The following is a 14,335-nucleotide window of genomic DNA, read 5'->3' on the forward strand; positions in this document are numbered from 1 at the left end:
GTTATCCAAGATGAAAAAGCATCTTTCGGCGGTGATCCTGGGCGTCGCGCTGACCGCACCCGTCGTGGGGGCGCCGGGCGATGACTTGGCCGACAAGTATTTCTCCGGGAAGAACCCAAATTTGACCGCACAAGAGCGGGAGGCGTTGAGGATCGCCAAGAAGTGGGGAGCGAGTTCGGCGACCGGCATCAAGCCGGTGGCCGGCGCTAACGGCGCCGTGCGCTTCATCTACGGCGCGCAGCAACCCAGCGTCGTGTGCGCGGTACTCCAGGTCTGCGACGTAGCTTTGCAGCCCGGCGAACTGGTGAACTCGATCCACCTGGGCGATACCGCCCGCTGGACGGTGGAGCCAGCGATCACGGGCAGCGGCGCCGCCGAAACCCAGCACCTCATCATCAAGCCGATGGATGTCGGCCTGGAAACCAGCCTGATCGCGACTACGAACCGGCGCACCTATCACCTCAAGCTGCGCTCGCATCGCACCGAGTACATGCCGCAAGTGGCCTTCACCTACCCCGAGGACGCCCTGGCCAAGTGGGATGCGATCCGCACCCGCGATGTGCGCGAGCGCGAAGAGCAAACGATGCCGCAGACCGGCGAATACCTCGGCAATTTGTCGTTCGACTATGACGTGTCGGGCGCCACACGCTGGAAGCCGGTGCGCGTTTACAACGATGGCCGCAAGACCATCATCGAAATGCCATCCACGATGGAGCAGACCGAGGCGCCGACCCTGCTGGTCGTGCGCAAGGATGGCGAGCTCTTCACCGACGACGAAACCGTGCTGGTCAATTACCGCGTCCAGGGCGACCGCTACATCGTGGACACGATCTTCGACAAGGCGGTCCTGATTGCCGGCGTCGGTAGTAGCCAAGATCGCGTAACCATCACCAGGACCGGGAAATGACCATGAAGAGACTTGCCCTTGTCGCGCTGGTTACATTCGCCTTGGGCGGATGCGCAACGACAGCCCCTTACGGCAACTTCGTCCAACCCCCGGTTACGGTCGATCAGCAGCAACTCGGCGGGGATGCCGCGAAGCAGCTCGCTGCGCTGTGGCCGCCGGCCAAGACACGCTTCGAACTGCAACAGCCCACGCCGGACGAGTTCGGCGCCGCACTGGTCAGCAATCTCCGAGCGGCTGGCTATGCGGTCCTGGAGTACGCTCCAGAGAGGACCCCCAGCGCCGGCAGGGCCGCGCCAGACCAAAAAATCGGCGAGCCGGATGCGGTCGCACCGCCGACCACAGCCGCGCTGCCGCTACGGTACGTCCTGGATCACGACGCCGGCAGCGGGCTTTATCGCCTCACGCTGCTGGTCGGCTCGCAGTCCATCACACGCCCCTACCTGGAACAGAACCGCACGCCGATTCCGGCCGGGTATTGGGCACGCAAGGAGTGATACTGATGAGCGAAACAGCCGATCAAATGGCACCGGAGGCCTCGCCCGGGCAAGTGTCGAAGAAGTCGGGCGTGCGTCGGGTCAACAATCTGCCCATGTACCTGCTGGGCGGGGTGATCGTCGCGTTTCTGGTGGTCATGATGCTGGTGGCAGCGGACCGCGCCGCCAAGCAGAACGCACCGGCAACCGGTGCCGCCGAGAAAGCCGGCAACACGTCGATGTTCGCCAAGGAGATTGCCGGCGAGCACACCGGCGGGATGATTCAGCCGGCGTCGCAACTGGTCCCGCCCGAGCTCGACGCGGCCCCTGCCGGCGAGCCGATATTGATCGCCCGACCCGAGAACCTGGACGTCCCGCCGAGCCCGCCGGTTGCGAGCGGCAGGCTACAGCAGCCCGAGCGCGACGACGAGGCCGACCGCATTCGTATGGCGAAGCTCCAACGGCTCGAGGAAGCGGCCAAGGCGCGAACCGGGGTGCAGATGGTGGCCCCGCGTAGCGCTGCCTCCGTGCCCGGGGGTGCAGCCGGCACGCCGCAATCGCGCGACGAAATGCTGGCACGGCTTGCCGCCGTGCGACAGCAGGCGGACGGCGCCCGCAGCGAAGATCCGAGTGCCGCGTATCGAGCGCGCCTGGCACAAATTCGCAACAACCTCAACACCGGGGCGACCAACCCGGCGGCGGGCGATGGCGGGGCGTCGCAACTGGTCCGGACTTCGACAGGTGGTCGCAACAATATCACTCAGTTCGGGAAAGCAGGGCAGGGTGATCGCTGGGCGATGGAGTCCCAGCCCGAGGCGCCACACACGCCGTTCGAGCTGCGGGCCGGGTTCGTCGTACCCGCCACACTCGTTTCCGGGATCAACTCAGATCTGCCGGGCCAGATCATGGCCCAAGTCGCGCAGCACGTTTACGACACTCCGACCGGGCGGCACCTGCTGATCCCGCAAGGGTCGCGCCTGGTCGGGACGTACTCCAGCGATGTTGCCCACGATCAGGCACGCGTGTTGGTGGCTTGGCAGCGCATTGTCTTCCCCGACGGAAAGGCGATGGATATCGGCGCCATGCCGGGCGCCGACAGCGCGGGTTATGCCGGCTTCAACGACCAGGTGAACAACCACTACTTCCGCACGTTCGCGTCGGCCTTCCTCATGTCGGCCGTAACGGCCGGCTTCACCTTGAGCCAGGACAACGGCAACAGCACCGGCGACTCGCAGCGCGCGAGCGATGCCTTGAGCGAAGCCCTCGGGCAACAGCTCGGCCAAGTCACGGCACAGATGATCGCCAAAAACCTGAACATCGCACCAACGCTGGAAATCCGCCCGGGCTACCGCTTTAACGTCATCGTCACCAAGGACATGACTTTTTCAAAGCCGTACCAATCGTTCGATTACTGACGCCAAGGAGAAGCCCCCATGAAGATGAAATTTTTAGCCGCTAAAGCCGCCCTGGTCGTTGCTCTGTCCGCAAGCCCGCTCGCAGCGCACGCCGGGATTCCGGTCATCGACGGCGCGAACCTCTCGCAAACCATCATGACGGCCATCGAAAGCGTTGCCCAGACGCTCAAGCAGATCGAGCAGTATCAAACGCAACTACAGCAGTACGAGAACCAGATTCAAAACACCATGGCACCAGCCGCCTATATTTGGGACCGCGCGCAATCGACCATCAGCGGCCTGATGACCGCCGTCGATACGCTGAACTACTACAAGACACAGCTCGGCAGCGTTGATGCCTACCTGGGTAAGTTCCAGGACGTGGCCTATTACCGCGGCTCGCCGTGCTTCTCCGGCGCCGGGTGCACCGACACAGAGCGGACGGCCATGAACGAGAACCGACGCCTGGCCTCCGAATCGCAGAAGAAGGCCAACGACGCGCTTTTCCGTGGCCTCGACAGGCAACAGGAAGCCCTTAAGGCCGACGCCCGCACACTGGAACAACTGCAATCCAGCGCCCAAGGCGCCAGCGGCCAGATGCAGGCGCTCGGCTATGCCAACCAGCTCGCCAGCCAGCAAGCCAATCAGCTCTTACAGATACGCGGGCTGTTGATCGCCCAGCAGAACGCGGTTGCGACCCGCATGCAGGCCGAGGCCGACCGGGAGGCACAGACTATCGCAGCGGATGAACAATTCCGTCGTGGCAGTTATCGGGCCAGTTCCGGGCAGACCTGGTAAGGGAGCATGGGCGGATGAATCGCAATTTGACCCTGACAGCGGCCGCCCTTATGGGGGCCCTCGTGACTGGCTGCGCGCCGGATGCCTCGGAAGAACCGAAGAAGGAGGAAATGCCGGTGGTTAACGATGAGAACTGCAAGCTGGAGAACATCAAGAAGATCCAGGACGAGAAGGTACGGCAGGCGTTTGCCGATGCCTGCGCTCGTCGTGGCGACTTCAAGTCCAGTTCCGGAAAGACCTATTGAGGGAATGATCATGAGACTGCCAGTCACCTTCAAAGCCCTTCCTCTGCTGTTGCCGCTGTGGCTGGCACTCTTTGCACTGGACGCCCATGCCGCCATCGACAACGCGGACGTGCTCGATAGCGTACTGACGCGCTACCAGACAGCCGCGAGCGGCTGGGCTGCCACCATCATCAATTCCGCGTCCTGGTTGTTCTGGCTGCTGGTCGTGATCTCGATGGTTTGGACGTTCGGCATGATGGCCTTGCGCAAGGCCGACATTGGCGAGTTCTTCGCGGAATTCGTCCGCTTCACGATCTTCACCGGCTTGTTCTGGTGGCTCTTGACCAACGGCCCGAACTTCGCCAAATCGATCATGGATAGCTTGCGGCAGATCGGCGGCAATGCAACTGGGCTGGGCATCGGCCTTTCCCCATCCGGGATCGTGGATGTGGGTTTTGAGATCTTCGACAAGGTAATTGACCAGTCGTCGCTGTGGTCGCCAGTGAATAGCGCCGTAGGGATCAGCATCGCCGCAGCCATCCTGGTGATCCTCGCTCTAGTCGGCGTCAACATGCTGCTCCTGCTCGTCTCCGGCTGGATTCTGGCGTATGCGGGAATCTTCTTCCTGGGCTTCGGCGGCTCCCGGTGGACCTCGGACATGGCGATCAACTACTACAAGACCGTCCTCGGCGTGGCGGCTCAACTGCTCGCGATGGTGCTGATCGTCGGCATCGGTAAAACCTTCCTCGATGACTACTACGGAAGGATGAGCGAAAGCATGACCATCAAGGAAATGGGGGTCATGTTGATTGTTTGCGTAATCCTGCTGTCGCTGGTCAACAAGCTCCCAAGCATCGTATCCGGAATCATCATCGGCGCCACTGTCGGACACGCCGGTATCGGCAACTTCGGAGCTGGCGCTGCGGTCGGCACCGCGGGCATGGCGGCGGCAGCAGCGGCGACGGGAGGCGCGATGTTGGCCGCAGGTGCCGCGAACGCGGCCGGTGGTGCACAAGCCGTGATGGCGGCCTTCTCCAAGGCCAGCGAGAACGTCCAATCCGGCGCTGACGCATTCACCAGCAGGTGGGCCGGTGGCGGCGGGAGAGGGGGCGGTGGTGGCGGCAAGAGTGAGGAAAGCACCGGCAGCACACCGTTCGCCCAAGCAGCTGGCTTCGCATCCTCCGTCAGCGTCCAGGCCCCACACGACAGCTCGGGAGCGAGGGCCGAGGGGCAGGGTGGGGACGCCAAGGGCAAAGAAGGGAAGTCCGATCAGGGGCAAGGCAAGGCTGGCGAATCCAAGGCCACGGCAGGAACGGGCGGCGCAGGAAAGGTAGAAGGAGGGCCGCAGCGAAGCTCCGGAGGCTTGAGGCCCTCGGCCGGGAAAGCGGGGCTGTTCGCCGTCGATGCAGCCGCAAACTTGGCGAAAGGCACGGCACAGGTAGCAAAGGAAAAGATGGCTGGCATCAGGGATGCCGCGATGGATCGCATCGCTGAAACCACGGGGGGCAAGATCGCTGCCGCCATCAAAGCCGGGAGTGCGAAAGATGAGGCAGGAAGCGCCATCGAATCGCTGCCGACGTTCGGGGAAACAATCTCGCGGGCGTCAGCGCCAGCGATGCCGACGTGGCGGCAGAAGTCGCTGCGTTTGCGAACCGAGGCAGCAAATTCGCATGAGCAAGGAGAATCGAAGAATGAAGAAGAACCTGTTTGGGATGGCCGCCGTGGTGGCCATCGGCGCAGGGGCGGGCTCGGTCAGTGCCCAAGACGCAGACGTGCTTTCCGGCGATATCCGCCTTGCCTGCGAGGTCATTCTGTGCCTCTCCACCGGGCAGCGGCCGAGCGAGTGCACCCCCTCCTTGGATCGCTATTTCGGTATCAGGAAAAAGAAACTGTCGGACACGCTCGAGGCGAGGCTCGGCTTCTTGAACAAGTGCCCGGTCGCCAACCAAACGCCGCAAATGTCGACCCTGGTACGAGCGATCTCGCGAAGCGCCGGCCGATGCGATGCGGCCTCGCTGAACAGCGCGCTGCAAATGTGGACCAGCGGCGACGGCGGCGAGATCTATATCGGCGACAGGATGCCCGACTACTGCGCGGCCTATGCAGCACACGCCTACACCGACTTCAGTCAGACCAAGCCCATGTATGTCGGGACGCCGGAGAACGGCGGATATTGGGTCGAAACGAAGGATTACGAACGTGCCCTGGCGGAATACAACGCCCGCCTGAAAGCGGAGCACCGGAACTATTGGTGGGGAGGGAGCTAATCGTGCTGCCGTTCGTTGCGGATCTACCCCCGCTGGAGCAAGAGCGCATCGTGTGCTCGATCTCGTCTGCCGTGAAGTATGAAGTGCCCGCCAACATCGTCTTGGCAGTCGCCGAGAAAGAGGGCGGCAAACCAGGCCAGTGGGTTCGCAACATGAACGGCACCCATGACGTAGGCCCGATGCAGTTCAATACCGCATACCTGCGCGAACTGGAGCAGTACGGTATCACGGCGAACGATGTAGCGGCCGCTGGCTGCTACTCGTTCGACCTGGCCGCCTGGCGGCTGCGGATGCACCTGCGCAACGACAAGGGAGACATCTGGACGCGAGCCGCGAACTACCATTCGCGCACACCGCAATTCAATGCGATCTATCGCGCCGACCTGATGAAGAAGGCGGCGAAATGGGCGGATTGGCTGGAAGCCCGGTTTGTCACCCTCGACGTAACCAAAGAGGGCGCAGCGCCCTCGACACCAATGATACAGGCGCCGGCCGCTGCGGCCGCGCTGGCGACTCCAGCCGTGCAACCGACCCCGCCACGATCCACGCGCACGGCTGCCTATGTGTCGCGCCAGATCACTTTCACCAGCGCGAACGAATGAAGCCGCTGCAACTCTCGGATTGGATCGCCGCAAGGCAAGTATCCGCGGCTCATCGACTGGGTCGAGGCGAACATCGGCGAGACGCTCAGCTTCTACCGCCTGCCCCGCGCCCATCACAAGCATTTGAAGAGCACGAATATGCTCGAGCGGGTCAATTCTGACTCGAGCAGGCGATCCGAGGGGGCCCACAGACAGCAGCTCGGCCGGAACGGCCATTGGCGACCGAAGCCGCTTACGACAGGAATGTGCAGGTCAGCGGTCATCGACAGGGAAATCGTCGCCAATGAGTGCTTGGAACTTCCGCAGATAACAGGACCGCGACCCGATGCGGTCCGTCGGCCCGCGCTGGCGCAAGACCGGAGCGACCGGCATGGGTAGATCGGCTGCATGGCTGCGGCGACGCGTGCGCCCCCGGTAGGAGGTATGCATACGCAGAAATGTGTATCCCATATACTTGGGTGCACCGACTCTACCGTGATCCATGCGATGGCAACGCGATATGAAGGCTCCATTCCGGAGCGGTTTCACCTGTGCGGCAGTATTGGCGGAAATGAGGTCCAGCAACTGCGTGTCGAGGCGATACGCGGTTGCTTGGAAGTTAAGGAAGAGGCCGACCCGAGAGGCCGCATCTTAGCCTATGACGTCATGATGCCAGACGGCGAACACATCCGTGTTCTTCCCAGTGGCGCGGACCCCGGCAACGTCGGGGGGGACATTCTGGTCACCACGAAGACCGGTTTTCCCAGCGGCGAGCGGGGATGGGATCTGGCGTCGAGTCGTGGGGCGCGCTGGCTGTCACCGTTGCCGCAGGCGCCCGAATCCACGGACGTCGCGGCTGCGCAGGCTCGTCGCGACCTGGTCCTGCGAAGCTGGCGGGACCAGTTCTTTTTCCGAGAGGAGGAAATCCTGGAGGACGACACCGTATCGCCTGGGCTGCGCGGGCCGCAGATGGGCGCACTGCACGCCGTCCTCGCGCACTGGAAGGTGTCTGACGCCACAGCCACCGTAGTCATGCCAACGGGCACCGGCAAGACTGAAACTATGCTGGCACTGTTGGTGGCGAGGCGGATCCCGCGATTGCTTGTCGTTGTGCCCTCTGATGCACTGCGCGTACAGGTGGGGCGAAAATTCCTAACCTTGGGTTGGCTGAAGGCATTCGGCGTCGTCGGTCAGGCGGCAAGCCTCCCCGTCGTAGGCATGCTCACGCGGATGCCCCAGTCCCGCGAAGACGCCGACCGAATCCTGATGCAATGCAACGTCCTTGTGACAACGATGGCGATCGCCAGCGGCATGAGTCGGCGCGACGATGCGCTCGCGCAATGGGCATCGCACGTGTTCATCGACGAGGCCCATCATGTCGCGGCCCAGACTTGGGATGCGTTCAAGGAGCGAATGGCTGCCGCGCACATCCTGCAGTTTACGGCGACACCATTCCGGCAGGACGGGAAACCCGTCGACGGCAAGATCATCTTCAACTATCCCCTCCGGCGGGCCCAGTCGGAGGGCTACTTTCGTGCCGTGTTGTTCAAGTCCGTCATAGAGTTCGATCCGCGGCAGGCTGACGCGGCGATCTGCGAAGCGGCCATCGCCGTCCTCAACAGAGACATGGCAGCCGGTCATGACCATCTGGTAATGGCGCGTGCCGCCTCGATTCGGCGCGCCGAACTGTTGCATGCGATCTACCAGCAGATGGCACCCGAGCATCGGCCCGTCCTGGTGCACAGCCGGCAAGGCGCGGCGGCCCGCCAGGCTGGTCTGGCGGCTTTGCAGACACGTGCCTCGAGAATTGTCGTGTGTGTCGACATGCTTGGCGAGGGCTTTGACTTGCCAGCCCTCAAGATCGCGGCCTTGCATGACATGCACAAGAGCCTAGCGATCACCCTGCAGTTCACTGGCCGCTTTACCCGCTCGGCGAAAGGTATTGGCGAAGCCACTGTCATTGCTAATATTGCCGACGCTAATGTCGAGCAAAGGTTGCAGGCCCTCTACGCGGAGGACTCGGACTGGAACGAATTGTTGCGCAGGCTCAGCGAAGGGGCGACGCAGCGCGAGGTGCGCAGATCGGATTTCATCGACGGATTCCGGGAGGCCAGTCCGGTTATCTCGCTGCAGAATATCTTCCCAAAAATGAGCGCCGTCGTCTTCAAGACTGATTGCGCAGACTGGAAACCGGATGCCATCGTAAGAAAGTTTCCCGCGGGGCGGCTGTATGCCGGTCCCTACATCAACAGAGAAGCGAACACGCTTATCGTCGTCGCGCGCGAACTCCTGCCAGTTCCATGGGGCGACATCCGTGACCTCAAGGAAACGTTCTGGCATCTGTACCTGCTGCACTGGGATCGAGAAAGCGGCCTGCTGTTCATCAATAGTTCCGACAACAGTTCCGTTCACGAGGACCTTGCGACGGTTGTGGCTGGTGATTCGGCGCGGCTGATCCGGGGCGAACCCATCTTTCGGGCGATGCACGGACTGAACCGCTTCGTGATCATGAGTCTGGGGCTGAGGCATCTGCTCAGCCGCAACATACAGTTCTCCATGCACAATGGCGCGGACGTGGCCCAGGCCCTCGTCACGGCAATGCGGGAAAACAAGGCAAAGTCGAATCTGTTTGGCAAGGGATTCGAGCACGGTGAACCGATCACGTTCGGGTGTTCCCAGAAGGGTCGTGTCTGGTCGTATCGGGTGGCCTACGACTTGTCCGAATGGGTCGAGTGGTGTCACGGCATTGGCGCCAAGCTCAATGACGAGAATATTTCGACCGTCGACGTGTTTCGCAACGTGGTGGTCCCGATCGAGGTCGAGGGCCGGCCGGAGACTGTTGCCATCGCCGTGGAGTGGCATCCGGATCTGCTCGCGCGACCGCAAGAGCGGGTGCTGATCCAAATTGGGCGACAGGAAGAGTCCCTCTACGACGTCGGACTGGCAATCACCTCTCACGATCCAGTCGGGCCACTGCGGTTTTCCGTGGTGGCCGATCACATCGGTGCCGTAGTGGAGTATGAGGTCAGGATCGTAGAACGGCGGGCGACCTTCGTCAGGGTGTCGGGCCCGGAGGCGAGCATTTCAGTCGGGCGCGGGGCGTCCCGGCCGCTTGCCGAGTGGTTCGCGGAGAATCCGCCGACCCTCTATTTCGCCGATGGCGCCATGATGGTTGGCAATGAACTTTACCCGCTTCCGCAAGCGCACCGACGTATGCCGTTTCCGCTGGAGCGCATCATCGAATGGGATTGGCAGGGGACCGACATCCGCATGGAATCGCAGCGCGAGGAACGTCGGCCAGCGTCGATTCAGCGCAAGGTTGTCCTGGGTCTGCTCGCAGAACCCGCGGCTACCCGTTTCGATGTCGTGTTCGACGATGACGGATCGGGAGAGATTGCCGATGTGGTTGCGCTGCGCGTGACAGAGAATGTGCTGCTCGTCCGCCTATATCACTGCAAGTATTCGAGCGAGGATGCGGCGGGTGCGCGTGTAAAGGATCTCTACGAGGTGTGCGGTCAGGCGCAGCGCAGCGTGAGCTGGAAGGGGATGGTCTGGAAAATGTTGGACCGAATGCGCCGGCGCGAGGTCGAGCGCAACCAGCGGGGCGGGACCCGTTTGGATCAAGGCGAGCTGGCAGACCTGCATACCATCGCACGCCGGCTCAATGTCCTGTCGGTCACCGTGGAAGTGTATGCCGTGCAGCCCGGGGTGTCGAAGCGGGACGTGAGTCCATCGCAGTTGGAGCTGCTGGGTGTGACGGAAAACTATCTGCGAGAAACCTACGACGTGCCGTTCTGGCTCATTGCAAATCACTAACGGGTTGGGTTTGTCAGCCCCATGCGCGACGTTTCATATCCGCCTACGCAGATAATGGCGACATCAGCGGTGGCCGCTCAAGGCTCGATGGCCGATTCCAGGGGCGCACGGATCCATGCGGGAGCGACGTCATGATTTTTAATGAGAGATGACATAGCAGCCAGGAGAGGTTCAGGAGCGTCGGCACCCTTAAGCGGATATCCACAATCGACGATGCCCTGAAGACCTCTGAGCAGATCGAGATCTGACCGCGTCGCTCGGCCGCCCGCCGGGGGCACTAGACGCAACGGGCGGCCGCTGACGGGCGAGATCCGAGAGGGGGCCTGTCGGCCGAGGCTGTGTAAAAACGCCTCTTATGGCATGATATTGGCATTGTTGTCAGGGTGATCGGGTGCCATGAAACGATTCATCGAAGGACAGTGCCGGACACAGAGCGCATTACTACCCGAGAGTCTGGATGACTTTGTCGCCGAGACAAATCCGGTACGGGTGATCGACGTCTTCGTCGATGAGCTTGATCTGCGCAAGCTGGGCTTCGCTGGCGTCGATCCAGCGGCCACCGGACGCCCCGCCTACCATCCGGCCGCGCTCCTCAAACTCTACATCTACGGCTACCTGAACCGGATCCAGTCGAGTCGGCGCCTGGAGCGCGAAGCTCAGCGCAACCTGGAGTTGATGTGGCTCATCGGACGCCTGACGCCCGACTTCAAGACCATCGCCAACTTCCGCAAGGACAATCCGAAGGGCATCCGTGGCGTCTGTCGCCAGTTCGTCGTGCTGTGCCGCGAACTGGGACTGTTCGCCGAAGCGGTGGTCGCGATCGACGGCAGCAAATTCAAGGCAGTCAATAACCGCGATCGCAACTTCACCAGCGCCAAGCTGCAACGGCGCATGGAAGAGATCGAATCGAGCATCGAGCGCTACCTGGTCGAGATGGACAGCGCTGACCGGCAAGAGCCGGCTGTGGCCCAGGCGAAGAAGGAGCGACTGCAGGACAAGATTACGACGCTGAAGGCGCGAATGAAGGAACTCGAAGCGATCGGCGTGCAGCTCGAGAACGCGCCCGACAAGCAGGTTTCCCTCACGGATCCCGACGCCCGCTCGATGAAGACGCGGGGCACGGGCATCGTCGGCTACAACGTGCAGACGGCCGTCGAGACCAAGAACCACCTGATCGTCGCCCACGAGGTAACCAACGACGGGCTGGACCGAGATCAACTGAGCAAGATGGGCAAGCAGGCCCGCAAGGCGATGCGAGTGGAGTACCTCACGGCAATCGCCGATCGGGGCTATTTCAAGAGCGAGGAAATCCTCGCCTGCCACAAAGCCGGCGTCGTGCCGCTCGTTCCGAAAAGCACGACTTCCAACGCGAAAGCCGAGGGGCGGTTCGACCGGGCAGACTTCGTGTACGACCGTGACAACGACGAGTACGTCTGTCCAGCCGGCGAGCGCCTGATCTGGCGCTTTGCGCGAGTCGAGGCGAGGCTGACGATGAATCGCTACTGGAGCTCATCCTGCCCGCGATGTGCCCTCAAGCACCAATGCACCCCGAGTGACTATCGGCGTGTGAGCCGCTGGGTGCATGAGGAAGAGCTGGAGGTCATGCAGGCGCGGCTCGATAAAGCGCCGGACAGTATGCGTATCCGACGTCGGACGGTCGAACACCCCTTCGGCACCCTCAAGGCGTGGATGGGCGCGACCCACTTTCTGACCAAGGGCCTCGAACGCGTCCGAACGGAGATGAGTTTGCACGTTCTGGCGTACAACCTGAAGCGAGTAATGAATCTGATGGGAAACGAGGCACTGATGGCAGCGATGCGGGCCTGAAGCAGGTCTATTACGTCCTCAATAACGCCGCCTCGCCGCCAGCGAATGACTTGAATTGCCAAGAGTCCTGCCGACGCGGACGCCGGGCAGCGCAGGTTGAACCGTTTTTACACAGCCTCGGCCAAAAGCCAACATTTCGGCGCACTCCATGACATTGGCCAGTCGTTGCCGGGCGTGGCGGTCCTTAAGCCAGCGTCTGCACCATGGACAGACGATGAAATCGTCAATGCCGGCACACGTCGGTACGCGATAGACATAGGTGCGTTCGCCACGTATGCTGTGGTTCTGCCGATAGAGAGGTCATGTGCCGGCATTCACGAGGTGTTATGAATGCAGATAGGTATCGAACTCGCTATTCATCGCTAAAGCGCAAGCGGATCTCCTCTCCGTCACGGGGCCGTCGTTATGCAGCGCATCAAGTGCAATGCGGCATTCCCGTCTCCCTAAGAATAAAGTTAGGCCTCGCAATCAGGGCCCAGGCAATTTCCTTATGACCGCGACTTTCGATTTCATCAAAGCAGATTTCGGGGCAACGCTCTTTCCGCTTAAGACGAATCTGCTCATGGCCGAGCGGCATGAAGCAGAGATCAGCGAATACATCTACCAGAAGGTCCTGGACGAGCAGAACAAAGCGGACAACTTCCTGCCGCAGCAGAGGGTGCACGCGACAAAGCCTCATGGACACCTTCGAAGGACGTTGAAGCTTGACCCCGTTGCAGAGTATTTTCTGTACGACGTGTGCTACCGGAACCGGTCGATCTTTCGGCCTGAAGTGAGCAAGACCCGGCGGAGTTTTGGCTACCGGTTCAAGGACGGTGCGCACGTGTCGGTGCACTCAGCATACGGAGAGTACAAGCAGTGCCTCATTGAAAATGATAAGGCCTTCTCACACAAGCTACAGTTCGACATAGCAGCTTACTTCAACAGCCTGTATCACCACGACATAGCGCATTGGTTCGCCGCCGCCCCGGCCGTCTCAGACGTAGACAGCAAGGCAATGGGTCAGTTTCTACGTGAGATCAACGCAGGAAGAAGTGTCGACTTTCTTCCGCAGGGCATTTATCCAAGCAAGATGATCGGCAACGAGTTCCTCAAACTCGTTGATCTTGCAGGTCAGGTGAAGTCATCCTGCTTGGTCCGATTCATGGACGACTTCACCTTGTTTGATGAAAAGCCGGACGTGCTTCGACAAGATTTCGTTCGCATCCAGCAACTTCTTGGGCAATACGGACTCAATGTGAACCCCGGAAAGACCTGCTACGACAAAAGCGTCACTGGAGTCGAAGAAACGCTCTCCAAGATTCATGAGTCATTGAAGGAGATCGTCCAGGAGGTTCACGAGATTCACGGGGCGTCATCTGTTGACCTGGTTGAGATCGAGACTGAGATCGAATCGACTTTGACTGCCGACCAAGTTAACGCCCTGTTAGCGTTGCTTAAGGACGAGGCGCTCGAAGAGTCGGATGCGGACCTAATACTGAGTTTTCTGCGCGCCCATAGCGACAGTATTCTTGAGCACATCCCTGCGTTGCTGGGGCGCTTTCCCAATCTCTCCAAGCATCTCTATTCGGTGTGCGGCACTATCTCTGAGAAGTTCGACTTGGCCGACATCCTGCTTGGGTACCTCAAGACCGAGACCTTCTTTCTTGAGTACCAGCTGTTCTGGCTCACGTGCATCGTCGAAGACCATCTTATGGGACACGGCTGCTACGGGCAGCTCCTCATCAAGCTCTATGAGCTGTCACAGGATTTCAAAGTAGCACGTGCGAAGGTGCTAGAGATTCCTGAGCAAGGCTTTGGGTTCAAAGAAATCCGAAGTGAGTACCTTAAGACTGGTCAGTCCGATTGGCTGTCGTGGGCGTCAGCTATGGGGTCGAGGTCACTCAAGGCCGCTGAGAGAAACTACGTCTTGGACTACTTTTCGAAGGGGTCCCCCATGAATTTCCTTATCGCTGGCTGCGTGAAGAAGTTTTGAATGCGACTCCGACCGCTAGGCCTAACAGGGTGGTCGAAGGGCGGCTACGCCACTGGGAGGCCGCGCCGGTGGA

At 61.1% G+C, this 14,335-nt stretch carries 10 protein-coding genes and 2 pseudogenes; all 12 read left to right on the forward strand.

Annotated features, from left to right (window positions below; genetic code table 11):
- Window positions 1-10 precede the first annotated feature (10 nt).
- The 12 genes and pseudogenes from trbG to PA01_19860 all read left to right on the forward strand — a co-directional run bounded on the left by trbG (window position 11) and on the right by PA01_19860 (window position 14,262).
- Entirely contained in the window at window positions 11-907 is an 897-nt protein-coding gene (gene trbG / locus PA01_19805) for a P-type conjugative transfer protein TrbG (protein ID KAI5912057.1), read from the forward strand.
- A gap of 2 nt (window positions 908-909) precedes the next feature.
- Window positions 910-1,401, forward strand: a complete 492-nt coding sequence (locus PA01_19810; protein KAI5912066.1) for a conjugal transfer protein TrbH — start codon at window positions 910-912, stop codon at window positions 1,399-1,401.
- A 5-nt stretch (window positions 1,402-1,406) separates the two neighbouring features.
- On the forward strand, window positions 1,407-2,795 hold the full coding sequence (locus PA01_19815) for a TrbI/VirB10 family protein (protein KAI5912058.1): 1,389 nt from the start codon (window positions 1,407-1,409) through the stop codon (window positions 2,793-2,795).
- Window positions 2,796-2,813: 18 nt separating this feature from the next.
- The gene (gene trbJ / locus PA01_19820; protein ID KAI5912059.1) at window positions 2,814-3,572 is read left to right on the forward strand and encodes a P-type conjugative transfer protein TrbJ; all 759 of its coding nucleotides are present in this window, start codon (window positions 2,814-2,816) and stop codon (window positions 3,570-3,572) included.
- 14 nt (window positions 3,573-3,586) lie between these two features.
- Complete coding sequence (trbK, locus tag PA01_19825) at window positions 3,587-3,817, forward strand: entry exclusion lipoprotein TrbK (protein KAI5912060.1); 231 nt, start codon at window positions 3,587-3,589, stop codon at window positions 3,815-3,817.
- Between the two features lie 10 nt (window positions 3,818-3,827).
- Window positions 3,828-5,470 (forward strand): annotated as a pseudogene (gene trbL, locus PA01_19830) (P-type conjugative transfer protein TrbL).
- A 38-nt stretch (window positions 5,471-5,508) separates the two neighbouring features.
- Complete coding sequence (locus tag PA01_19835; GenBank protein ID KAI5912067.1) at window positions 5,509-6,063, forward strand: TrbM/KikA/MpfK family conjugal transfer protein; 555 nt, start codon at window positions 5,509-5,511, stop codon at window positions 6,061-6,063.
- Between the two features lie 50 nt (window positions 6,064-6,113).
- Window positions 6,114-6,665 (forward strand): muramidase, encoded by a 552-nt coding sequence (locus tag PA01_19840; protein ID KAI5912068.1) that lies wholly within the window; start codon window positions 6,114-6,116, stop codon window positions 6,663-6,665.
- Between the two features lie 36 nt (window positions 6,666-6,701).
- Window positions 6,702-6,842 (forward strand): annotated as a pseudogene (locus PA01_19845) (transposase).
- A gap of 297 nt (window positions 6,843-7,139) precedes the next feature.
- Window positions 7,140-10,460, forward strand: a complete 3,321-nt coding sequence (locus tag PA01_19850) for a DEAD/DEAH box helicase family protein (protein ID KAI5911881.1) — start codon at window positions 7,140-7,142, stop codon at window positions 10,458-10,460.
- A 396-nt stretch (window positions 10,461-10,856) separates the two neighbouring features.
- Window positions 10,857-12,287, forward strand: a complete 1,431-nt coding sequence (locus PA01_19855) for an IS1182 family transposase (GenBank protein KAI5911882.1) — start codon at window positions 10,857-10,859, stop codon at window positions 12,285-12,287.
- 490 nt (window positions 12,288-12,777) lie between these two features.
- Complete coding sequence (locus tag PA01_19860; GenBank protein ID KAI5911883.1) at window positions 12,778-14,262, forward strand: reverse transcriptase domain-containing protein; 1,485 nt, start codon at window positions 12,778-12,780, stop codon at window positions 14,260-14,262.
- Window positions 14,263-14,335 lie beyond the last annotated feature (73 nt).

This window comes from Azoarcus sp. PA01, assembly GCA_001274695.2.
GTDB lineage: Bacteria > Pseudomonadota > Gammaproteobacteria > Burkholderiales > Rhodocyclaceae > Aromatoleum.